This is a genomic window from Actinocorallia aurea (assembly GCF_054783995.1).
This window is the reverse complement of the sequence record NZ_BAAGPQ010000029.1, coordinates 129,554-149,141: the sequence shown is the minus strand read 5'-3', so window position 1 is coordinate 149,141 and position 19,588 is coordinate 129,554. Positions and strand designations below refer to the sequence as shown.

The following is a 19,588-nucleotide window of genomic DNA, read 5'->3' as shown; positions in this document are numbered from 1 at the left end:
TGGGTCGTGCGGAGGTGAGGTCGGCACGCGGACGGACACTGCGGTGACTTCGGCCCGGGCGGCGCCGGTCTGGCCGAAGGCGCCCTGCCAGAGTCGGCCGGCCCTTCGGCCCTTGCGCGGCTTCTTCGCGCCTTCACGAGCTTCGTGCGGGCGTTCCCGTTCGCCGGTCCACAGCGAGCAAAGACCCAGTCGAAGATCATCAAGCCTCAGGGGCGGGCGCGAGGCCGTCCGTGATGACGTCCAGCATGCGGCGGGACTGCTCCTCCCCGCTGATCTGCGCGACCCAGCCCGCGGCCGCCGACATCGTGATGACGTCGGCTGCCGTGATGCCGGCGCGGACCTCGCCGGCCTCCTGGGCGCGGGTCAGCAGCCGGGTCGCGGCCAGGTGCATCGCCTCGGCGGAGACGTGGAGTTCGGAGGCCGGATCGTTCAGGCCGGACAGGACCGACCCCGACAGGCCACGGCAGGCCCCGGAGTTCGCCGAGAACCGGCGCAGCCACGTGGCCAGCGCCGCACGGGGCGAGGGTTCCTCGGCCAGCAGGCGGTCGGCGAGGGCGCGCAGCGCGTCGAAGCCGTCGCCGACCACCGCCTCCAGCAGCGCCTCGCGGGTCGGGAAGTGCCGGTAGAGGGTGCCGATGCCGACGCCCGCGCGGCGCGCCACGCTGCGCAGCGAGGCGTCCGTCCCCTCCTCCGCGATCACCTGGCGCGCCACCGCGAGCAGGGAGTCGCGGTTGCGGCGCGCGTCGGCGCGCAGGGTCGACTCCTCCGGGGGCCCGGTCATGTCACACCACCTTGCTAAGCGGAGCACTGCTCCATATGCTTTTGGAGCACCGCTCCGGATTCCACGTAAGCCTACTCGCCACACGGAAAGAGACCCACCGTGTCAGCTGTCGAGAACGAGGCACCACCCCCCTCCACAGGACCGGGATTCCCCCCCGCCCTCACCAACGCGATCATCGTCACCACACTCGGCGCGTTCATGGCGTTCCTGGAATCGACGATCGTCAACGTCGCGCTGGACACGCTCACCCGCGAACTGCGCACCGACCTCGCCACGACCCAGTGGGTCGTCACCGCCTACCTGCTGTCGATGGCCGCCGCCATCCCGATCTCCGGCTGGGCGGCGAACCGCTTCGGCGCCGTCCAGACCTACGTCGCGGGCCTCGCGGTCTTCGCGCTGGCCTCGCTCCTGTGCGGGCTGGCCGGATCCACCGAGTCGCTCATCGCCGCGCGCGCCCTGCAGGGACTGTCCGGCGGCCTGCTCGTCCCCATCGGCACGATGATCACGATGCGGGCGGCCAAGCCCGAGCAGATGGCCAGGGTCATGGGCGTGACCGGCGTTCCCACCATCATGGCGCCGGTGATCGGCCCGACCGTCGGCGGCCTCATCCTGGAGCACATCGGCTGGCAGTGGGTGTTCTTCCTCAACGTGCCGTTCGCCCTGCTCACCCTCCTGCTCGCGGTCAGGCTGCTCGGCTGGGACGCCCGCGGGCAGGCCGGCCGGTTCGACTTCCCCGGTGTGCTCCTCATCACCGGCGGCAGCGTCGCGGTGGCCTACGGGCTCGCCGAGATCGGCGGCAAGGGCGAGCTCACCGGCACCACGGTCTGGGCCGTCTCGATCGGCGTCGCCCTGATCGCCGGGTTCGTCGTCCACCAACTGCGGGCGGCCACCCCGCTCATGGACATCAGGCTGTTCAGGAACCCGATGTACTCGGCGGCGTCCCTCACCAACTTCTGCCTCGGCGCTGCCGTCTTCGGCGCGATCATCCTCATGCCGCTCTACTTCCAGATCGTCCGGCAGGAGGACGCCGTCACCACCGGCCTGCTGCTCATCCCGCAGGGCGTGGGCGTGGCCGCCGCGATGGTCGCGGGCGCCAAGCTCACCGACCGCCTCGGCAGCGGCAGGGCGGCCCTGATCGGCGGCCTCCTCAGCATCGCGGGCTCGGTGCCCTTCACCTTCCTCGGCGACGACACCTCGTACCGGCTCATCAGCGTCATGATGGTGGTCCGCGGCTTCGGTGTCGGGCTCTGCGCGATCCCCGCGGTCACCGCCGCCTACCGCACCATCTCCCCGCTGAAGATCGCCGACGCCACGGTCCAGCTGAACGTCGGCCAGCGGCTCGGCGGGTCCGCCGCCGTCGCGGCCTTCGCCGTCATCCTGCAGCACCACCTCCAGAACGCCGCGACCCCTGCCGCGCAGGCCGACGCGTTCGGCGCCGCCTTCTGGTGGGTCGTCGGCATCGCCGTCGGCGCGACGCTGCCGGCGTTCCTGCTCATCGCGACCGAGCGCAGGACGCCGCCCGCCGTTCCGCCGCAGAAGCCGCCGCCGAACGACCCCGAGAAGGGTGCCGAGGCCCTGTGAGTGCCGGTCGTGACCGCCGTGGGGTGGTCACGACCGGGACGGGTCAGCGGGTGGGGAGGTAGATGGACTTGGTCTGGAGGTAGGGGGTGAGGCCTTCGGGGCCCAGTTCGCGGCCCAGGCCGCTGGACTTGACGCCGCCGAAGGGGGAGGAGAAGTCGAGGGCGTAGTGGTTGACGCCGACCGAACCCGTTTCGATGCGGCGGGCCAGGTCTATGCCGTGGGCCTCGTCGGCGGTCCAGACGGTGCCGCCCAGGCCGTAGTCGGAGTCGTTCGCCAGGGCCACGGCCTGGTCTTCGCTCTCGTAGGGGATGACGGCCAGGACGGGGCCGAAGATCTCCTCCCGGGCGATGGGGTCGGTGTTGGCCACGTCGGCGAAAACCGTGGGCTCCACGTACCAGCCGGGGCGGGCCGGGGCACTGCCGCCGGTGGTGAGGCGGGCACCGCTGCGCCTGCCCTCCTCGATGTGGCCCAGGACGCGGGTCTGCTGGGCCTTGCTGACCAGAGGGCCGATCTCGGTGGCCTTGTCGAGGGGGTCGCCGATGACGAGGGAGCGCACCGTCTCCGTCACGGCTTCGACGACCTCGGCGTAGCGGGAGCGGGGGGCGAGGATGCGGGTGCAGGCGTGGCAGGTCTGGCCGTTGTTCGGCAGGGACACCTCGGCGAGCTTCGCGGCGAAGAGGTCGAGGTCGGCGTCCTCGGCGACCAGGGACGCCGACTTGCCGCCCAGCTCCAGGGTGACCGGGCGCAGCAGGCGTCCGCCGACCTCGCCGATCGCCCGGCCCGCCGGAGTGGAACCCGTGAACGCGACCTTGTCCACGCCCGGGTGCGCCACCAGATGCGCGCCCGCCTCGCGGTCGGCGGGGACGACGTTCAGCACGCCCGCGGGCAGGCCCGCCGCCTCGGCGGCCTCGGCGAAGGCGTAGGCGTCCAGCGCCGTCTCCGGCGGGGGCTTCAACACCACGGTGCAGCCCGCGGCCAGGGCCGGGCCGAGCTTCATCGCGGCCAACGCCTGCGGATAGTTCCACGGGGTGATCGCCGCGACCACACCGACCGGGCCCTGCGTCACGATCGTCCGGCCGCCGAAGACGCTCTGGCGGACGTCCTCGGATTCGAGGGTGCGCAGGAGTCGGGCGTAGTAGCCGATGATCCCGGCGGCGGCGAAGCCGTTCGCGCCTGCGGACAGGGTGATCGGCATACCGTTCTCACGGGACACCAGGGCGGAGGTCTCTCGGCCGCGCGCCTTCAGTTCCCTGGCGAACGCGTCGATGAGGTCGGCGCGGGCCGGGGCGTCCAGGGCGCCCCATCCGCCGGTCAGCGCGGCGCGGGCGGCGGCCACGGCGTCGTCGATGTCGGCGGGGCCGGCCAGCGCCGCATGGCCGAACACCTCGCCCGTGGACGCCTCGACGACGTCCACGGAACCGCCGCGCGGGGCGGTCCACTTGCCACCTATGTACAGGGTGTCGCGGTTCATCATGCTCCTCACAGGACGTCCTCGTGGGCGAACAGGACCGAGCTGACGAGCGGGGCCATGGGCCCGCCCGCGAACAGGGAGGTGCGGGCTCCGGGGACCTGGTTCGGGGAGGTGCCGCGGATCTGGCGGACCGCCTCGACGGCCAGGCCCATGCCGTTCACGAAGGCGTCGGCGATGTTGCCGCCTGAAGTGTTGACGGGCAGGTCGCCGCCCTGCGCGATGAGGTTCTCGAAGGTGAGGACCTTGCCTGCCTCCGGGCCGGACGGGGCGAGGCCGTGGTCGATGAGGGAGGCGATGGCGGAGCCGCTGAAGTTCTCGTAGACCTGGACGACGTCGACGTCCGCGGGGCGCAGGCCCGCCCCGTCGAAGAGACGGCCCGCGACGCCCCGGCAGTCGGGGCGGGCGCCGAAGCCCGCGGTGGCGTAGGCGTCGTCGTTCTCGGTGAGGGAGGAGTAGCCGCCGGGCGCGCCCTGGGCTCCGGCCAGGACGTAGGCGGGGTCGGCGCGCAGCGTCCGGGCCCGCTCGGCGGAGACGAGGATCAGGGCGACGGCGCCGTCGCTCTCGCGCGAGCAGTCGTACAGCCGGAACGGGTCGACGATCGGGCGGGACGCGGCGTAGGCGTCGGCGTCCAGGGGTCTGCCGTACCCGGCGGCCGTCGGGTTGTTCTGTGCGTGGTGGTAGGCGGCGAGGACGAGCGCGCGCTGGGTCTCGGCCGGCACGCCGTCGTGTTCCAGCATCCGCTGGGTGCGCAGCGCGCAGACCTGGGCGGGGGCGCCGACGCCGTGGGCGAGGTAGTGGTTGTCGTAGAAGTAGCGGGCGTAGCCGAGGCGGCCGGTGTCGACCTGTGCCATCGTCCGGTAGGCGACGACGCACTCGGCCTGGCCGGTCGCGATGGCCGCGGCGGCGGTGGTGATCGCCGCGGCGGCCCCTCCCCCGCCGCCGCCCCACACCATCGACGACCAGCGCAGCTCGTGGATGCCGAGGTCCGCGCCGAGGACGGGGCCGGAAAGGTCGCCCCCGGCATAGGAGACGAACCCGTCGACGTCGCGCGGCGCGACGCCCGCGTCGCGGCAGGCCGCGAGGATCGCCTCAAGGGCCATCCGGTGCTCGCCCGCGGGTGCCTGCCCTCGCTTGTAGTGCAGGTCGGCGACGCCGACGACGGCCGCCGCGCCCCGCATCGGGGAGATGCTCATGAACCCGCTCCGCTCCGCCAGCGCAGCAGCGGCCACGCGGCGTTGTCGACGTGCTCGACGAAGCCCGTCACCCGGTCTCCGATCGCTGCGGCGTCTCCGTCGAGCAGCCCGAGCAGCCGCACTCCCCCGGCCTGCGGCAGCTCCACGACCACCGAGACATAGGGCACGAGATGCGCGTACTCCGCCATGTAGGGATGATGCGTGCGACACCAGGAGTAGACGGTCCCGCTCATCTCCACGGGCTCGAAACCCAGCGAGAAACCATGGCATTGCGGGCAGATATGGCGCGGCCCCCACAGCCAGGCGCGGCAGTCCGCGCACCGCTGGACCCGCAGCTCACCGGCCCTGAGCCCTTCCCAGTAGGCGGTGTCGAGCCCGTCGTCGGCCGGCCCGCACGGGATCTCGGCGGTCGGCGCGCTCACGCCTCCTCCGGGACGGGGAAGTTCTCCAGCGCGGCCGCGAGCCACACGCCGTCGCGCAGTTCCCAGATCGAGCGGAGCCCGACGGGCCCGCCGGGGGTGGTGTAGACGGTGTCGCCGATCCAGGTGTCGCCCTCCTTGCGGACGTCCACGATGCGCCGCGCGCTGACGTCCTTGCCCGGGGTGCGGACCCCTTCGAAGACCGCGGGGATGTTCTCCTGGACCATGTCCGCGAGGGACGCCTTGAGGTCCCCGTCGACGACGAACTGGGTGTGCCGCTCGTACCGGGCCCGGAACTCCGCTGCCTCGTTGTCGCTCTCCGCCATGGCTGGCGCTCCTTCCTCGGGGGTGCGATCAGACTAATGTCGTTAGGTTTTCTAAGGCAAGGCTCAATGCGGAAACGGGCTTCGAACTGCGGGAATGCTCAAGGAGACGCGACGACCGCAGGCACGAGGAACTTCTCGATCATCATCCGGAACCGGGCGAACGAGGCCTCGTCGCGGCCGTACTGGCCGATGAACATGATCTCCAGATGGGAGATCCACTCCGACAGCTCCAGCGGCTCGACGCCCGCCCGCAGCTCCCCCGACTCCCGGGCGGCCTCAAGGATCGGCTCCCACAGCGCGTGCGTCAGCTCGACCGCGATCCCGGTGTCGCCGAGCAGCGACGACGCCAGCGCCATCTCCTCGGGCGAGACGAGGCGGTCGACCATCGGGTCGCGCCGCCCGCGCCGGACGTTGTGGCAGATGCCTTCGACCAGTTTCTCCGCGAACGTATCGAACTTGGCGATATGAGCCCGCGCGGGCTCGATGTTCAGCCGCGCCCGCCGCCGGACCGACGCCAGGACCAGGGCCTCCCTGTCCGGGAAGTACCGGTAGACGGTCGCCCGCGCGACCTCGGCGGCCCGCGCGACGTCGTCCATCGTGGTCTTGGCGATGCCGAAGCGCGCGAAGCACGACTCGGCGGCCCGAAGGATCGCCTCCTCCAGTTCTGCGCCGCGCAGCCGGGTGCGGGTGGACCTGGTCATACGGCCACGATACCGATCTTCCCCGCAACCCCGAAGAGACTTATAGACAGATGACGAACTTTGTCTATAAGTTGCGGCCATGGATCGCACCGAGAAGCTCTCGCTGACCGGCCGGCTGCTGGCCCACGTCGACAACGGGACCACCGACTACGCCGAAGGCCTCATGCGGGTCCCGTTCAGCGCCTTCAACGACCCCGACCTCGCCCGGCGCGAGGTGGAGGTCGTCCGCCGGCATCCGCACATCGTCGCGCACACCGACGAACTGCCGAATCCCGGCGACTTCATCACCACCGACCTGATCGGCACCCCGCTCCTGGTCGTCCGGCAGAACGACGGCTCGGTCAAGGCGTTCTCGAACGTCTGCCGGCACCGGGGCGCCCGGGTGGAGTTCGCCGAGAAGGGCTGCAAGCGGATCTTCAACTGCCCGTACCACAACTGGGCCTACGGCCGGGAGGGCGACCTGCGCGCCATGCCGCACGCCGAGGACTTCCCCGGCCTCGACAAGTCCGAGTTCGGGCTCGTCGAGTTCCCGTGCGAGGTCCGGCACGGGCTGGTCTGGGTGATCCCGACCGCGGGCGAGGATCTCGACATCAGGGCGATCCTCGGCGACAAGCACGACCGCGAGCTGGAGCAGACCGGGATCGGCGGCTCCCACCAGCACCGCTTCGAGACGTTCGACCTGGACATGAACTGGAAGGTCGTCGTCGACGGCGTCCAGGACAGCTACCACCTGTGCCAGCTGCACACCACGACCGTCTGCCCCCTGCTGCACGGCAACATCTACGCGCTCGACCCGCACGGCAAGTCCTGGCGCCTGGTCGTCGCGCGCAAGACGCTGGAGCAGATCCGCGGCAAGGACCCCGACGAGGTGGACGTCCGCGACTACACCCTCGCGAACTACACGCTGTACCCCGGCACGATGCTGGTCACCGAGCCGAACCACTTCGAGATCTGGACGATCACCCCGCACCCCGACGACCCGAACAAGAGCCGCACGACGATCCGGCTGCTGTCCCCGTCGAAGCCGGAGACCGAAAGGCAGGTCAGGTTCTTCGACAAGAACTGGGAGCTGCTGATGAAGACGCTCCTGGACGAGGACTGGCACGTGGCCGGAACGATCACCGGGAACATCGGGGCGGGCGTCGGCGAACTCGTCTACGGCCGCAACGAGCTGCCCGGCCAGATGTTCCACAAGGTGCTGGCCGAGGACGTCGCGACCATGACGTCCTAGGAGGCCGCCTCGGCCTGCGCCCTCCGCTCGGCCGCGAAGTGGATCACCCCGTGCAGGAAGCTGCGGATCATCTCCTCGTACAGCCGGGCCTGGGTGAAGGTGTTCGCGGCCATCGCCTCGGCCAGGACGGGCTGGCGCTCGGCGTCGACGGGGAAGATGGCCCGCCGCGCGGCGGCGGGCTTGACCGCCTCGGAGATGCACGCGCCGAGCGTCAGGGTGTCCATGCTGTCGAGGATCTGGACGTGCACCTCGGCCGGGACGCCGCAGGCCGCCAGGTACCGGGCGGCGTCCTCGTAGAGGTCGGTGAGCATGTCGCGCGGCGGGTAGGCGAGCAGCAACGGCGCGACGTTGCGGTGCCGCAGGACGGCCCGGCGCAGGTTGAGGCTGAGCTGCACGAACCACTCGACCCACCGCTCGGGCTCCGGCTTGCGGGGCACGACGGTCTCGGCGACGACGGCGGCGGAGACCGCCGCGAGGATCGCTGACTTGTCGGCGAAGTGGTGGTAGAGCGAGGGCGCGCGGACGTTCAGGTGCCGGGCGAGCCTCGGCAGACTGAGCGCGTCGAGGCCCTCGGTGTCGATGATCTCGATCGCCGCGGCCACCGCGCCGGTCCGGCTGATGAGCGGCTGACGGGGACGGGGCATGGGGTGAATCCTAGCCGATCACCCGGCCCGCACCAGGGGCCATGGACTCCCCGGTTACCTACTGCCTTGAGTTTTAAATCTAACGCCTTTAGGATAATTGAGCGGCTTCGAGCAGTGCCCGGCCGTCCGAGAAAGGCCTGATCATGACCCAGTTCATCAGCACGGAGACGCCCTCCCCCGGGGTCCTGCTGGTCCGCCTCGACAAGGCGGCGTCGCTCAACACGCTCAGCGCCGAACTCGTCGAGGAGCTGCACGGGCTTTTCGCGTCGGTCCGGGAGGACGCGGAGGTCCGCGCGATCGTGCTCACCGGCGAGGGCCGGGCATTCTGCGCGGGCATCGACCTCAAGGGCTACGGCGTCCCGCCCGGCGCGGCCGACGGCGAGGGCAGGGTCCAGGCCGGGATGCGGGTCCAGGAGCACATCGCCTCCCTGACCGCCGCGCTCCGGGAGACCCGGGCGCCGGTCATCGCCGCCGTCAACGGCCCCGCCTACGGCGGAGGCATGTCCCTCGCTCTGGCCGCCGACCTGCGGCTCATGGCCGAAGGCGCCTCCTTCGAGGCCTCCTTCATCAAGCGCGGGCAGTCGGCCTGCGACGTCGGCCTGAGCTGGCTGCTCCCGCGGATCGTCGGGTTCTCCCGGGCCGCCGACATCATGCTCACCGGCCGCCGCGTCGACGCCGCCGAAGCCCTGGAGATCGGGCTCGCCTCGTCCGTCCACCCGCCCGAGGAGCTGCTGCCCGCCGCCCTCGCCAAGGCCGCGCAGATCGCCGAGCACTCCCCGTTCGGCGTCTGGATGACCAAGGACGTCCTCTGGGCGAACCTGGAGACGCCCTCGCTGCCTTCGGCGATCGCGCTGGAGAACCGCACCCAGATCCTCAGCGCGCTGACCAGGGACCACAGGGAGGCCGTCACCGCCTTCCTGGAGAAGCGCCCGCCGGTCTACCGCAACCACTGAAAGGCATCCCCGTGAAGATCGGAATCGCCGCCGGCTACTGGACCTCCCGCCCGCCCCGCGACGTCGACGGCAGGCTCGCCGCCGCCGAGGAGGCCGGCGTGGAGAGCTTCTGGACGGCCGAGACCTACGGGTCCGACGCGATCAGCCCGCTGTCGTGGTGGGGCGCGCGCACCGGGCGGATGCGCCTGGGCACCGCGGTCTGCCAGATGTCGGCCCGGACCCCGACCGCGCTCGCGATGGCCGCGCAGACCGTCGACCACCTGAGCGGCGGCCGGATGGTGCTCGGCATCGGCGCGTCCGGGCCCCAGGTCGTCGAAGGGTGGTACGGGCAGCCGTATCCCCGGCCGCTGGAGCGGACCCGCGAGTACGTCGAGATCATGCGGCGGGTGTGGGCGCGGGAGGAGCCGGTGCGGTTCGAGGGCAAGCACTACAGCCTGCCTTACGACGGCGGGACAAGGCTCGGGAAGCCGCTGCGCTCGACCGTCCACCCCGTGCGGACCGACATCCCCGTCTATCTGGGCGCCGAGGGGCCGAAGAACGTGGCGCTGGCGGCGGAGATCGCCGACGGCTGGATCCCGCTGTGGTTCTCGCCCAAGAGCGATGACTTCTACCGGGCCGCGCTCGCCGAGGGGTTCGCCCGGCCCGGAGCCCGGCGGACCACGGACGACTTCGAGGTCGCGGGCGTCGTCTGGGCCGTCGAAGGCGCGGACGTGGAGGCGGCGGCCGACAAGCTGAAGCCCACGATCGCCCTGTACGTCGGCGGAATGGGCGCCAAGGGCGCGAACTTCCATCTCGACGTGTTCGAGCGGATGGGCTGGGGCGAGGAGTGCGCCCGCGTCCAGGACCTCTACCTCGCCGGGCGCAAGCAGGAGGCCGCCGCGGCGGTGCCCACCGCGATGGTGGAGGACGTCGCGCTGGTCGGCCCCGCCGACAAGATCTGCGACGACCTCGAGTCGCGCTGGCTCGGCACCTGCCTCACCACGCTCGTCCTCGGCGGCTGGCCGCGCGCGGAGCTGTGCGCGCGGCTCGTGGAGACGGCGGCGGGCCGATGAAGGCCGAGATCACCGGCAAGGTGGAGATCGCCGAAGGGGTCTGCCTGCTGACGCTGCGGCCCCGCGGCGGCGCGCCGGAGTGGGCGCCGGGCGCGCACCTCGACCTGCTGCTCGGGCCCGGTCTCGTCCGCCAGTACTCGCTGTGCGGCGACCCCGCCGACCGGGAGAGGCTGCGGGTCGCCGTGCTGGCGCAGCCCGACGGGCGCGGGGGCTCCCTGCACGTCCACCGGAAGCTCGCCGTCGGCGAGGCCCTGGAGATCGAAGGGCCGCGCAACACCTTCCCGCTCGTCGACGCGCCCGCCTACCTGTTCGTCGCCGGCGGCATCGGGATCACGCCGCTGCTGCCGATGATCCGCGAGGTCGAAGGACGCGGCCTGCCTTGGCGGCTGCTCTACGGCGGCCGGACGGGCGCGTCGATGGCGTTCGCGGAGGAGCTCGCGGCGCTCGGCGGCGACCGGGTCGCGCTCCGGCCGCAGGACGAGCACGGGCTGCTCGACCTCGACGCGGCCCTGTCCGAGGCTCCGGAGGGGACCGCCGTCTACGCGTGCGGGCCCGAGCCGCTGCTCGGCGCGCTGGAGGCGGCGTGCGCGCGGCACCCGCTGCTCGGGTTGCACCTTGAGCGGTTCGCGCCCCGCGAGACGGCCGCCGCAGGGCCGGACGGCGCCTTCGAGGTCGACCTCGCGCGGACCGGGCGGACCATCGCCGTCGGCGCGGACGAGACCCTGCTCGGCGCGCTGGAGCGGGAAGGCGTGGCGCCGTCCTTCTCCTGCCGGGAAGGGACCTGCGGGTCCTGCGAGACGAACGTCCTCGGCGGGACGCCCGACCACCGCGACTCCCTGCTCACCGAGGACGAAAGGGCCGCCGGGGACGTCATCTTCCCGTGCGTCTCGCGGGCCCTGTCGGCGAAGCTGGTGCTGGACCTGTGAGCGCGTTCGAGGTCCTCGGGCCGCTCGGCCCGGCGCCCGCCCGCGCGGCCGCGTCTATCCGGCGGACCTCGACGCTGGACACGACATGGCCCGAGGGGTTCGACGGGCCGATGCTCACCCGCGGCAGGGCGCGGGATCTTCTGACAGCGGCGGTCGGGGAGGCGCCGGAGGTCGTCGGGGAGGACGCGCTGACCGTGCGGTTCGCGCCCGGGACCCGGACGATCACCGCGATCTCGGCCGCCCCCGCGCGTCCGGAACTCGGCGCGCTCGTCGGCGGCAGGGCGGGCGGCGGCCTGCGCGCGCTCATCGGCCGCACTCTCCCGCAGGAGAAGGCGGCGCGGACCCCACTGCACCTGCTCCTGGACGACCTGGGCGGCGCCTCCCTCGTCGCGCCGATGGCCAGATCGCGCTGGCTGCCCGACCCGTCCTCCGGACTCGTCACCGACCCGCTGCCGATGACGGGCGTCTGCACCGGCTTCCAGCCCGGATCGAGCGCCCTCACCCCCGCGGCCCCCGGCCTCCAGCTCGCCAACCAGCGCCCGGTCCCCGCCCTCACCGAAAGCCCCGACCCCTGGGCCTGGCACGACCTGCCCCACCACGACGGCCCCGCCGCCCGCCGGGCCCGCCGCCTCGACGTCATCCGCGCCCCCGACGGCGTCGAGATCGACGTGATGTTCCAGGACAGCACCACGGTGCCGGAGGGAGGCCGCATCGCCGTCCACGAGTACCGCCTCCGCGCGGTCGCCGATCCGGACACCCTGGAGGTGCGCGCCCTCTCCGCCGAACCCCGCATCCTCCCCTACGCCGAATGCCCCCTGGCCGTCCGCACCCTTCCCCGCCTCCTCGGCCTGCCCCTGGCGGACCTCTCCTCCACCGTCCCGCGCACCCTCCCCGGCGTCGACGGCTGCACCCACCTCAACGACGCCCTCCGCACCCTCTCCGACGTCCCCGCCCTGCTTCCCTTCCTCTGACCGGCCGCGCCGTGCCGTGGTGCGCGCGCCCGAGATAAGCGTTGGTCGCGGAAGTGAACGAATGGCATCCTGAGGCGGTGACCCGACCGGAGATTCAGCTCAGTTTCGCGCCCGGCCTGCACCTCTTCGTGCCCGCCCGACGCCGGACCGGACCGACCTCCGTGGTCACCGACGGCGCCTCCACACTCGGCCATGTCGTCGAATCCCTCGGTGTTCCCCTCACCGAGGTGGGCGAGCTCGTGGTCGACGGCCGGACGGTGCCGACCGCCCACATCCCGGCCGACGGCGAGCACGTGGAGGTCCGCCCGGTCTCCCGCCCGCAACGGATCGAAGGCGCCCCGCTCCGCTTCCTCCTCGACGTCCACCTCGGCACCCTCGCCCGCCGGATGCGCCTGCTCGGCATCGACACCGCCTACGAGAGCACCGACATCGGCGACCCCGCCCTGGCCGCCCGTTCAGCCGCCGAACGCCGCGTCCTGCTCTCCCGGGACCGCGGCCTCCTCCGCCGCCGCGAACCCTGGGCCGGCGCCTACGTCCACAGCACCCGCCCCGAGGAACAACTCCGCGAGATCCTCGAACGCTTCGCCCCACCCCTCACCCCCTGGACCCGCTGCGTCTCCTGCAACGGCCCCCTCGCCAAGGCCGCCAAAGAAGCAGTCCGCCCCACCCTCAAGAACAACACCGACCACGCCCACGACACCTTCGCCCAGTGCACCACCTGCGCCAAGGTCTACTGGCAAGGCGCCCACCACGCCCACCTGACCGAGATAGTCACCCAGGCCCAACAGATCACCGCAGCAGCGAACGCCCGACATGACCCCGGCGCATTGACGCAATGATTGTGTCAATGCATCATTGATACATGCTGTTCCCTACACCGGCGCTCGACACGGACGACCGGCGCGTTGTCGAGGAGATCGAGCGGATGCGCCAAGTACTCCGCAACCAAGTACGCGTCCCGACGAAATGGACTGACGGGCTGCGGAAGTTCCTCACCGCGGATGCGGTCGCCGCGTCGAACTCGATCGAGGGCTTCCGGGTGTCCACCATCGACGTCGCCGACCTGATCGAAGGCGAGCGCGACGTCGAGGTGTCCGAAGAGGATCGCGCCGAGACGCTGGCCTACCAGCACATGATGACCTACATCCAGAGCCTCAACGACGCGGGCGACTTCTGCTACAGCAAGGGGTTCCTCAACGGGCTGCACTGGATGCTGCAAGGCCACCGCCACTCCGCCCGCAGGCCGGCCGGGCAGTGGCGACGCGGCCCCGTCTACGTCACCGACGCGCGGGACCCCCGCATCGCCGCCTACACCGCCCCCGACGAGGGCGACGTCCCCGCCCTGATGGCCGAACTCGTCGACTGGCTCAACGAAGACGACGGCAGCCACCCGCTGGTCCGCGCCGCGATGGCCCACCTGCACCTGGTGTCGATCCACCCGTGGAGCGACGGCAACGGCCGCATGTCCCGGTCGCTCCAGACCCTCATGATCGCCCGCGAAGGCGTCCTCGCACCCGAGTTCACCTCCATCGAGGCCTGGCTCGGCCGACCCGGCAACACTTGGGAGTACTACCGCGAACTCGCCGCCCGCGGCACCACCTACCTCCCCGACCAGGATGTCCACGGCTGGATCCGCTTCAACCTCACCGCCTACCATCAGCAGGCCCAGACGGTGCAGGCACGCCTCGACCGCTCGGCCGAGGTGTGGGCCGCCCTCGCCGACTTCGCGGCCTCCTTCGACGAACGCGTCGTCTCCGCGCTCCACGACGTCGCCATGGTCGAGCGCGTCCGCCGCCTTCGCTACGAACACGCCGAGGCCCTCACCACGCAGCAGGCCCAACGTGATCTCCGCGACCTCGTCGCCGCCGGACTCCTCACCCCCGTCGGCCGCACCCGAGCCCGGTACTACACGGCCGGCCCGCGGTTCCCCGAAGACGCCCTCACGCTCGCCCGCACCCCGATCACCTTGGTCGCGCCCTACCGGCCGTAGCCGGCCCGCGGTTCCCCGCGGGGTCAGAGCCAGTCGTGTTGCCAGGCGTAGCGGGCTGCTTGGTGGCGGGTGCGGGTCTGGGTCTTCTGGAGGGTGTTGGAGAGGTAGTTGCGGACGGTGCCTTCGGCGAGGTGGAGGCGGGCGGCGATCTCGGCGACGGAGTAGCCGTCGCGGGTGGCGCGCAGGACGTCGATCTCGCGGTCGGTGAGGGGGCAGTCGTCGATGACGGCGCGGGCGGAGACGTCAGGGTCGATCCAGCGGCGGCCCTCGCTCAGGGACTGGATCACCGTGGTGATGTGGGCGGGCTCGGCGGACTTGCTGACGAAACCCTGCACGCCGAGGCGGAGCGCCCTGCGCAGCACGCCGGGGCGGGCGTGCCGGGTCAGCATGAGGATCGCCTGGTCGGGCAGCTCCCTGCGGATCCTGGCGACCGCGTCGAGTCCGTCGACGCCGGGCATCTCCAGGTCGATGACGAGCACGTCGGGGCGGTGCGCCAGCGTCGCCCGGACGGCGGCGTCGCCGTCTTCGGCCTCGGCGAGGACGGTGATGTCGCCTTCGAGCGGCAGGAGCGCCACGAGGGCCTTGCGCAGGAGCGCCTCGTCGTCGGCGAGCACCACGGTGGTCATCGGTCGTCCCTTCCTGCCCGGCGGGCGGCGCGGCGAGGACGGCGCGGCGGTACCGGCGTCCCCAGTATTCCCAGCTCCCCGGCGGGCCACCAGTGACACCGTGTCATGGTCCGGCCCACGGGAATGTCATGCCCGGGTGATGACACGGCGGCACTGACCGGCGGACGCCGCGGCGGGTGGAATCGAACCCATGTCCACCACACCAGTGATCGACGTCGACCGGCTCGGCGTCACCTACGGCGGCTTCCACGCCGTGCGGGACCTGTCCTTCCAGGTGCGGCGCGGCGAGCTCTACGCGCTGCTCGGCACGAACGGCGCGGGCAAGACCTCGGCCCTGGAGGTCGTCGAGGGGCACCGCGCGGCCTCCTCCGGCAGCGTCCGGATCTTCGGCCGCGACCCGCGTGACCGGCGCGCCGTCCGGACCCGGACGGGGATCATGCTCCAGGAGAGCGGATTCTCCCCCGAGATGACGGTGGAGGAGACCGTCCGGCTCCTCGGGCGGCTCTCCGGGCGCGCCGACACCGCGAGCCGCGTCCTCGGCGTCGTCGGCCTCACCCGCAAGGCCGGGACCAGGGTGTCGCAGCTGTCCGGCGGCGAGAAGCGGCGCCTGGACTTCGCCACCGCGGCGTACGGGACGCCCGACCTGCTGATCCTCGACGAGCCGACCACCGGCCTCGACGTCGGGGCCCGCGACGATCTGTGGGCCACCGTGGACCGGCTGCGCGAGGACGGCGCCACCGTCGTCCTCACCACGCACTACCTGGAGGAGGCCCAGGAGCGCGCCGACCGGATCGGCCTCATGCACCGGGGCTCGCTGCACCGGGAGGGCACCGTCGCCGAGCTGACGCGGGCGCTCCCGGCCGAGATCCGCTTCCGGCTCCCCGACCAGGCTCCCACTCCGCCTCCGCCCGCCCGCCGCGACGGCGACGGCGGCTTCCTCATCGAGACCTTCGACCTGCCGAAAGACCTGTACGCCCTGCTCCAGTGGGCCCGCGACGCCGGAATCGAGCCACGCGACCTGGAGGCCGGACCGACCCGGCTCGACGACGTCTTCCGCTCCCTCGCCTCCCGCTAGCCCCCGAAAGGCCTTCGCGATGCTCTCCCTCGCCCGCAGCGAGCTGCGCCAGATCCTCCGGAACCGGCTGATCCTGATCACCGGATTCCTCCTGCCGACGGTCTCGGCGGTCTTCCTCATCCGTCAGCGCGAGCTCTTCGCCGAAGCGGGCGGCCTCGGCTACATCGCCGCGGTCCTCGTGTTCACCGTCGGGGCGCTCGGGCTCTACTCCTCGGCCGTGACGACCCTGGCGTCCCGCCGCCAGAACCTCTTCCTCAAGCGGCTGCGCTCCACCGCGACGGGCGACGCCGCCCTCCTCGCCGGGATGCTCCTGCCGATCACCGCCGTCGCCGGTGTCCAGATCGCCGCCCTGCTCGCCGTCCTCGCGTTCGTCGGCGGCGCGCCGGCCGACCCCGTGCCGCTCGCGGCGGCGGTCCTCGCGGTGACGGCCATGATGGTCGGCCTCGCCCTGGCCACGGCCGGGCTGACCCGATCCCCCGAGCACGCGCAGGTCACCACCCTGCCCGTCATCCTCGGCGTGATCGCCGTCGCGATCTGGGTCGGGACCACCGGCACCGCCGACCTCACCGCGGTCAAGCTGCTGCTGCCCGGCGGGGCCGCGGCCGATCTGGCGGCCCGCGCCTGGAGCGGCGGGGCGTCCGCGGGCGAGGTGCTGCTCCGGCTGGCGGCGACGGCGGGGTGGATCGCCGTCTCCGTCACGCTGGCCGTCCGGCTCTTCCGCTGGGAGCCGCGCCGCTGACCCGTCCGCGCACCGGCCGGACGGGGAGGATTACGCACGCCGAGAATGGACACGAGCTCGGAGAGGGGGCGGAGATGGCATCCGAGGGCACCGAGGAGGCGCAGAGCCGGCTGCGGGTCCTCAACCGCGGCATCGTGGCAGGCTCGATCGCGGCCGTCGGCGCCTTGCTCGTCGCGACCGACGCGGACTCCTGGGGCGAGGCCCTCCTTCTGGGCGCGGGCCTCGTCGTCACGCTCGTCGTCATCAACCGGTGGGACTCCGGCTGCTTCGCCCGCGTGGCGCTGGCCGGTCTCGTCTGCACCGGGGGCATCTGGGCCGCCGGGGTGCTCGCCGCGGACTCCACGCAGGCCGCCTACGGCTTCGCCATCACCGCGACCATCGTCTTCTTCGAGCTGCCGCGCCGCAGGACCGCGGTCGTCGCGGGGGTCGCCGTGTTCGCCGCCGCGGTGTTCGCGCTGAAGCTGGCGCGCACGGGCACGATCGACGTCCTCATCCGGTATGTCCTGGTCAGCCTGTGCGTCGGCGCGGCCGGGGCCGTCCTCATGATCCTCGCCTACGCGGTCCACGATCTCGTCGGGGAGCTGGAGCGGGCCCGGGAGCGCGAGGCGGAGGTGGCCGTGATGCGCGAACGGGTCCGCTTCGCCGGCGACCTGCACGACATCCAGGGCCACACCCTCCACGTGGTGAAGCTCAAGGTCGCCCTGGCCGAGCGCCTCCTGCACACCGACCTCGGGCACGCCGAACGCGAACTCCACGAGGTCCGCGACCTCCTCGGCGCCACCATCGCCCAGACCAAGGACCTCGCCTACGCCCAGCGCCGCCTCAACCTCACCGCCGAACTGGAGAACGCCAAGAACCTCTTCGAGGCGGCCGGCATCCGCGTCCGCGTCGAGCGCGCGGGCGAGGTCGACCCCCGCGTGAGCGACGCCCTCGGCCAGGTCCTGCGCGAGACCACCACCAACATCCTGCGCCACTCCGACGCCACCGAGGTGCACATCGCGCTGACCGCCTCGGGCCTGTCCGTCACCAACGACGGCCTCCGCTCGGCCGCGCCGCCCCGTCTCAGCGGCCTCGCCGCACTCCGCGACAGGCTCGCCGCGCAGGGCGCCACCCTGACCGTCACCCAGACGGCCACGACCTTCCGCACCACCGTCGCGTTTCCCCCGTGACCGACGGGACGGCGGCCGTCACGAGCCCGCGAGGGAGTTCGCCCAGGCCTGCCAGGCCTGCTGCGCACGGTCGCGGATCTCGCGGGATCCCGCACCGTACAGGTGCGCGGAGACGGCGATGCCGGCGGAGCCGCCGTAGCGGAACGTCGCGACCTCCAGGAGTCCGGGCGACGGCTCGGCGATGCGGAGCACGACGGAGTCTTCGCCGACGTGCTCGACGATCCCGCGCGCGTGCGGGGCGGGCGGGACCGTCGCGGCCTCGGCGCCGACCTGGACGTCGCGCAGCCCGGCCTCGGCGACCGCGTCCGGCACCGCGGCGCCCTCGGGCGACTCGCGCTGCACCAGCAGCGTCGTCGTGGGAAGCCCGGCGAAGTGCTCCAGGTAGAGGCGGAGGTTGCGCAGCGCGCCTTCCCAACCGTCGAAGGTGCCCTCGATGTCCTCGCGCCAGGCGTCGCCGCCTTCCAGGAAGCCCGACGCCAGGCGCACCACCCTGCCCCCGCCCGGCCCCTCCTCGACGGTGACCTCGGTGCGCCACACCGGCACGGGCGTGTCCGGCCCGCTCCAGTCGGGCTCGTCGTAGGCGAACCGCACGGGCGGCTCCCACGCCGTCACCACCCCCTCGGACTCCCCGAACATCCCGTGGTAGGTGACGATCCTCCCGCCGACCCGGGGCACCACCTCGGCCTGCACGAACCACGCCTCGATGCCCGCCCCCGTCGCCACCGCCTCCCACACCTGCTCCGCCGTCCCGGCCACCTCCGCCTCGACCACCACCCGGCACCTCCCGCCCTCATCATCAAGCCACCGCCGAACCCCGCCCATCCCACTCCCCTCCCAACGTCGCCGCCCCCACCGTCCCCCTACCCCCTCCCACCCCGCCCTCACCAGACGGATGGGCGGCGCGGTCGTGGGTCATTCATGTGGGTACCGGGGTGTGTGGGGAAGGGCCGGGGGCAAGGCTCTGATTGGTCCCGGTGGGGCGCCGGGACCGGGGCGAGCGCGGGAGGCGCGGGGCATGGACATGAAACTGGAAGTCGTCGTGGTGCCGGTGGCGGATGTGGGACGGGCCAAGGACTTCTACACGGGGCTGGGGTGGCGCCTCGACGCCGACGTCGCGACCGGGCCGGACTTCCGGGTGGTGCAGGTGACGCCGCCGGGGTCGGCCGCGTCGGTCATCTTCGGCACGTCGGTCACCGAGCAGGCGCCGGGGTCGGCGCGGGGGCTGCACCTGGTCGTCAGCGACCTCGCGGCGGCCCGCGAGGAGCTGTGCGCGAAGGGCGCCGACCCGAGCGAGATCTTCCACGACGCCGGAGGGGTGTTCCACCACGCGGGCACCGCCGCCCGCGTCCCCGGACCATCCACGGAACGCGGCAGCTACGGCTCGTTCCTGTCCTTCAGCGATCCCGACGGCAACGGCTGGGTCCTCCAGCAGGTGACGAAGCGGCTCCCGGGCCGCCTCGACCCCTCCGTCACCGCCTTCTCCTCGAAGGACGACCTCGCGAGCGCCCTCCGCCGCGCGGCCGCCGCCCACGGAGAACACGAGTCCCGCACCGGCGCCGAGGACCCGGACTGGCCCGACTGGTACGCCGCCTACATGGTGAGCGAGCAGGCCGGCACCGAGCCCCCTCGGTGAGGGCGCGCCCGGCCCGCGTTCGACGGCGAACCGCCACCGGCGCGGGCCGGTGCACAAGAAGGCGGTCCCTCTCCCCGAAATGATGATCACTGGCCTGATCCGGCCAT

Annotated in this window: 21 protein-coding genes; 12 read left to right on the top strand and 9 right to left on the bottom strand. The window is 72.5% G+C overall.

The genetic code is table 11. The features are described 5' to 3' along the window. Window positions 1-199: 199 nt before the first annotated feature. On the bottom strand, window positions 200-781 hold the full coding sequence (locus ACYVOM_RS33370) for a TetR/AcrR family transcriptional regulator (protein WP_460307552.1): 582 nt from the start codon (window positions 779-781) through the stop codon (window positions 200-202). A 99-nt stretch (window positions 782-880) separates the two neighbouring features. Between ACYVOM_RS33370 and ACYVOM_RS33365 the strand changes: the two genes are divergently transcribed. Next, window positions 881-2,362, top strand: a complete 1,482-nt coding sequence (locus ACYVOM_RS33365) for a DHA2 family efflux MFS transporter permease subunit (RefSeq protein WP_460307551.1) — start codon at window positions 881-883, stop codon at window positions 2,360-2,362. Window positions 2,363-2,405: 43 nt separating this feature from the next. On the opposite strand, the gene ACYVOM_RS33360 is transcribed toward ACYVOM_RS33365, so the two are convergent. The 5 genes from ACYVOM_RS33360 to ACYVOM_RS33340 all read right to left on the bottom strand — a co-directional run bounded on the left by ACYVOM_RS33360 (window position 2,406) and on the right by ACYVOM_RS33340 (window position 6,472). Next, entirely contained in the window at window positions 2,406-3,833 is a 1,428-nt protein-coding gene (locus ACYVOM_RS33360) for an aldehyde dehydrogenase (protein WP_460307550.1), read from the bottom strand. Between the two features lie 8 nt (window positions 3,834-3,841). Beyond that, entirely contained in the window at window positions 3,842-5,026 is a 1,185-nt protein-coding gene (locus tag ACYVOM_RS33355; protein ID WP_460307549.1) for a thiolase C-terminal domain-containing protein, read from the bottom strand. Next, the gene (locus ACYVOM_RS33350) at window positions 5,023-5,448 is read right to left on the bottom strand and encodes a Zn-ribbon domain-containing OB-fold protein (protein WP_460307548.1); all 426 of its coding nucleotides are present in this window, start codon (window positions 5,446-5,448) and stop codon (window positions 5,023-5,025) included. Before ACYVOM_RS33350 ends, ACYVOM_RS33355 begins: the two co-directional genes overlap by 4 nt. Next, complete coding sequence (locus tag ACYVOM_RS33345) at window positions 5,445-5,771, bottom strand: hypothetical protein (protein WP_460307547.1); 327 nt, start codon at window positions 5,769-5,771, stop codon at window positions 5,445-5,447. The genes ACYVOM_RS33350 and ACYVOM_RS33345 overlap by 4 nt, the downstream gene beginning before the upstream one ends. Window positions 5,772-5,869: 98 nt before the next feature. Then, window positions 5,870-6,472, bottom strand: a complete 603-nt coding sequence (locus ACYVOM_RS33340; RefSeq protein ID WP_460307546.1) for a TetR/AcrR family transcriptional regulator — start codon at window positions 6,470-6,472, stop codon at window positions 5,870-5,872. A 79-nt stretch (window positions 6,473-6,551) separates the two neighbouring features. On the opposite strand from ACYVOM_RS33340, the gene ACYVOM_RS33335 reads away from it, so the two are divergent. After that, window positions 6,552-7,703, top strand: coding sequence for an aromatic ring-hydroxylating oxygenase subunit alpha (locus ACYVOM_RS33335; protein WP_460307545.1), 1,152 nt, complete (start codon window positions 6,552-6,554; stop codon window positions 7,701-7,703). On the opposite strand, the gene ACYVOM_RS33330 is transcribed toward ACYVOM_RS33335, so the two are convergent. Continuing rightward, the gene (locus tag ACYVOM_RS33330) at window positions 7,700-8,347 is read right to left on the bottom strand and encodes a TetR family transcriptional regulator (protein WP_460307544.1); all 648 of its coding nucleotides are present in this window, start codon (window positions 8,345-8,347) and stop codon (window positions 7,700-7,702) included. The two genes, ACYVOM_RS33335 and ACYVOM_RS33330, sit on opposite strands and share 4 nt — an antisense overlap. A 143-nt stretch (window positions 8,348-8,490) precedes the next feature. Here ACYVOM_RS33330 and ACYVOM_RS33325 point away from each other — a divergent pair, with 143 nt between their 5' ends. The 6 genes from ACYVOM_RS33325 (at window position 8,491) to ACYVOM_RS33300 (ending at window position 14,239) form a co-directional block, all read left to right on the top strand. Continuing rightward, window positions 8,491-9,300, top strand: coding sequence for an enoyl-CoA hydratase/isomerase family protein (locus tag ACYVOM_RS33325; protein ID WP_460307543.1), 810 nt, complete (start codon window positions 8,491-8,493; stop codon window positions 9,298-9,300). An 11-nt stretch (window positions 9,301-9,311) separates the two neighbouring features. Beyond that, window positions 9,312-10,352: an LLM class F420-dependent oxidoreductase gene (locus ACYVOM_RS33320; protein WP_460307542.1), complete on the top strand. Its 1,041-nt coding sequence runs from the start codon at window positions 9,312-9,314 to the stop codon at window positions 10,350-10,352. Then, window positions 10,349-11,278 carry a PDR/VanB family oxidoreductase gene (locus tag ACYVOM_RS33315; RefSeq protein ID WP_460307541.1) on the top strand — a complete coding sequence of 310 codons (930 nt, stop codon included), beginning with the start codon at window positions 10,349-10,351 and terminating at the stop codon, window positions 11,276-11,278. Before ACYVOM_RS33320 ends, ACYVOM_RS33315 begins: the two co-directional genes overlap by 4 nt. Next, a complete protein-coding gene (locus ACYVOM_RS33310; protein ID WP_460307540.1) occupies window positions 11,275-12,249 on the top strand; it encodes a DUF2889 domain-containing protein in 975 nt (324 codons plus the stop codon). The genes ACYVOM_RS33315 and ACYVOM_RS33310 overlap by 4 nt, the downstream gene beginning before the upstream one ends. A gap of 77 nt (window positions 12,250-12,326) precedes the next feature. Then, window positions 12,327-13,088, top strand: a complete 762-nt coding sequence (locus ACYVOM_RS33305; protein WP_460307539.1) for a Mut7-C RNAse domain-containing protein — start codon at window positions 12,327-12,329, stop codon at window positions 13,086-13,088. Window positions 13,089-13,111: 23 nt separating this feature from the next. Then, window positions 13,112-14,239, top strand: a complete 1,128-nt coding sequence (locus tag ACYVOM_RS33300; RefSeq protein ID WP_460307538.1) for a Fic family protein — start codon at window positions 13,112-13,114, stop codon at window positions 14,237-14,239. A gap of 23 nt (window positions 14,240-14,262) precedes the next feature. On the opposite strand, the gene ACYVOM_RS33295 is transcribed toward ACYVOM_RS33300, so the two are convergent. Further along, the gene (locus ACYVOM_RS33295; RefSeq protein WP_460307537.1) at window positions 14,263-14,865 is read right to left on the bottom strand and encodes a response regulator transcription factor; all 603 of its coding nucleotides are present in this window, start codon (window positions 14,863-14,865) and stop codon (window positions 14,263-14,265) included. 190 nt (window positions 14,866-15,055) lie between these two features. Here ACYVOM_RS33295 and ACYVOM_RS33290 point away from each other — a divergent pair, with 190 nt between their 5' ends. The 3 genes from ACYVOM_RS33290 (at window position 15,056) to ACYVOM_RS33280 (ending at window position 17,848) form a co-directional block, all read left to right on the top strand. After that, on the top strand, window positions 15,056-15,940 hold the full coding sequence (locus ACYVOM_RS33290) for an ABC transporter ATP-binding protein (protein ID WP_460307536.1): 885 nt from the start codon (window positions 15,056-15,058) through the stop codon (window positions 15,938-15,940). A 19-nt stretch (window positions 15,941-15,959) separates the two neighbouring features. Beyond that, window positions 15,960-16,679, top strand: a complete 720-nt coding sequence (locus ACYVOM_RS33285; RefSeq protein WP_460307535.1) for an ABC transporter permease — start codon at window positions 15,960-15,962, stop codon at window positions 16,677-16,679. A gap of 74 nt (window positions 16,680-16,753) precedes the next feature. Beyond that, window positions 16,754-17,848, top strand: coding sequence for a sensor histidine kinase (locus ACYVOM_RS33280; protein WP_460307534.1), 1,095 nt, complete (start codon window positions 16,754-16,756; stop codon window positions 17,846-17,848). Between the two features lie 18 nt (window positions 17,849-17,866). Here ACYVOM_RS33280 and ACYVOM_RS33275 read toward each other — a convergent pair whose 3' ends face one another. Continuing rightward, entirely contained in the window at window positions 17,867-18,619 is a 753-nt protein-coding gene (locus tag ACYVOM_RS33275) for an SRPBCC family protein (protein ID WP_460307533.1), read from the bottom strand. Window positions 18,620-18,863: 244 nt separating this feature from the next. Between ACYVOM_RS33275 and ACYVOM_RS33270 the strand changes: the two genes are divergently transcribed. Continuing rightward, window positions 18,864-19,481 carry a VOC family protein gene (locus ACYVOM_RS33270; RefSeq protein WP_460307532.1) on the top strand — a complete coding sequence of 206 codons (618 nt, stop codon included), beginning with the start codon at window positions 18,864-18,866 and terminating at the stop codon, window positions 19,479-19,481. The last annotated feature ends 107 nt before the right edge of the window (window positions 19,482-19,588 follow it).

What these genes read in the sequence shown, in the direction of transcription:
- ACYVOM_RS33370 (WP_460307552.1), bottom strand. Translation starts at nt 781, where the DNA reads ATGACCGGGCCCCCGGAGGAGTCGACCCTGCGCGCCGACGCGCGCCGC.
- ACYVOM_RS33360 (WP_460307550.1), bottom strand. Translation starts at nt 3,833, where the DNA reads ATGAACCGCGACACCCTGTACATAGGTGGCAAGTGGACCGCCCCGCGC.
- ACYVOM_RS33355 (WP_460307549.1), bottom strand. Translation starts at nt 5,026, where the DNA reads ATGAGCATCTCCCCGATGCGGGGCGCGGCGGCCGTCGTCGGCGTCGCC.
- ACYVOM_RS33345 (WP_460307547.1), bottom strand. Translation starts at nt 5,771, where the DNA reads ATGGCGGAGAGCGACAACGAGGCAGCGGAGTTCCGGGCCCGGTACGAG.
- ACYVOM_RS33340 (WP_460307546.1), bottom strand. Translation starts at nt 6,472, where the DNA reads ATGACCAGGTCCACCCGCACCCGGCTGCGCGGCGCAGAACTGGAGGAG.
- ACYVOM_RS33335 (WP_460307545.1), top strand. Translation starts at nt 6,552, where the DNA reads ATGGATCGCACCGAGAAGCTCTCGCTGACCGGCCGGCTGCTGGCCCAC.
- ACYVOM_RS33330 (WP_460307544.1), bottom strand. Translation starts at nt 8,347, where the DNA reads ATGCCCCGTCCCCGTCAGCCGCTCATCAGCCGGACCGGCGCGGTGGCC.
- ACYVOM_RS33325 (WP_460307543.1), top strand. Translation starts at nt 8,491, where the DNA reads ATGACCCAGTTCATCAGCACGGAGACGCCCTCCCCCGGGGTCCTGCTG.
- ACYVOM_RS33315 (WP_460307541.1), top strand. Translation starts at nt 10,349, where the DNA reads ATGAAGGCCGAGATCACCGGCAAGGTGGAGATCGCCGAAGGGGTCTGC.
- ACYVOM_RS33300 (WP_460307538.1), top strand. Translation starts at nt 13,112, where the DNA reads ATGCTGTTCCCTACACCGGCGCTCGACACGGACGACCGGCGCGTTGTC.
- ACYVOM_RS33295 (WP_460307537.1), bottom strand. Translation starts at nt 14,865, where the DNA reads ATGACCACCGTGGTGCTCGCCGACGACGAGGCGCTCCTGCGCAAGGCC.
- ACYVOM_RS33290 (WP_460307536.1), top strand. Translation starts at nt 15,056, where the DNA reads ATGTCCACCACACCAGTGATCGACGTCGACCGGCTCGGCGTCACCTAC.
- ACYVOM_RS33285 (WP_460307535.1), top strand. Translation starts at nt 15,960, where the DNA reads ATGCTCTCCCTCGCCCGCAGCGAGCTGCGCCAGATCCTCCGGAACCGG.
- ACYVOM_RS33280 (WP_460307534.1), top strand. Translation starts at nt 16,754, where the DNA reads ATGGCATCCGAGGGCACCGAGGAGGCGCAGAGCCGGCTGCGGGTCCTC.
- ACYVOM_RS33270 (WP_460307532.1), top strand. Translation starts at nt 18,864, where the DNA reads ATGGACATGAAACTGGAAGTCGTCGTGGTGCCGGTGGCGGATGTGGGA.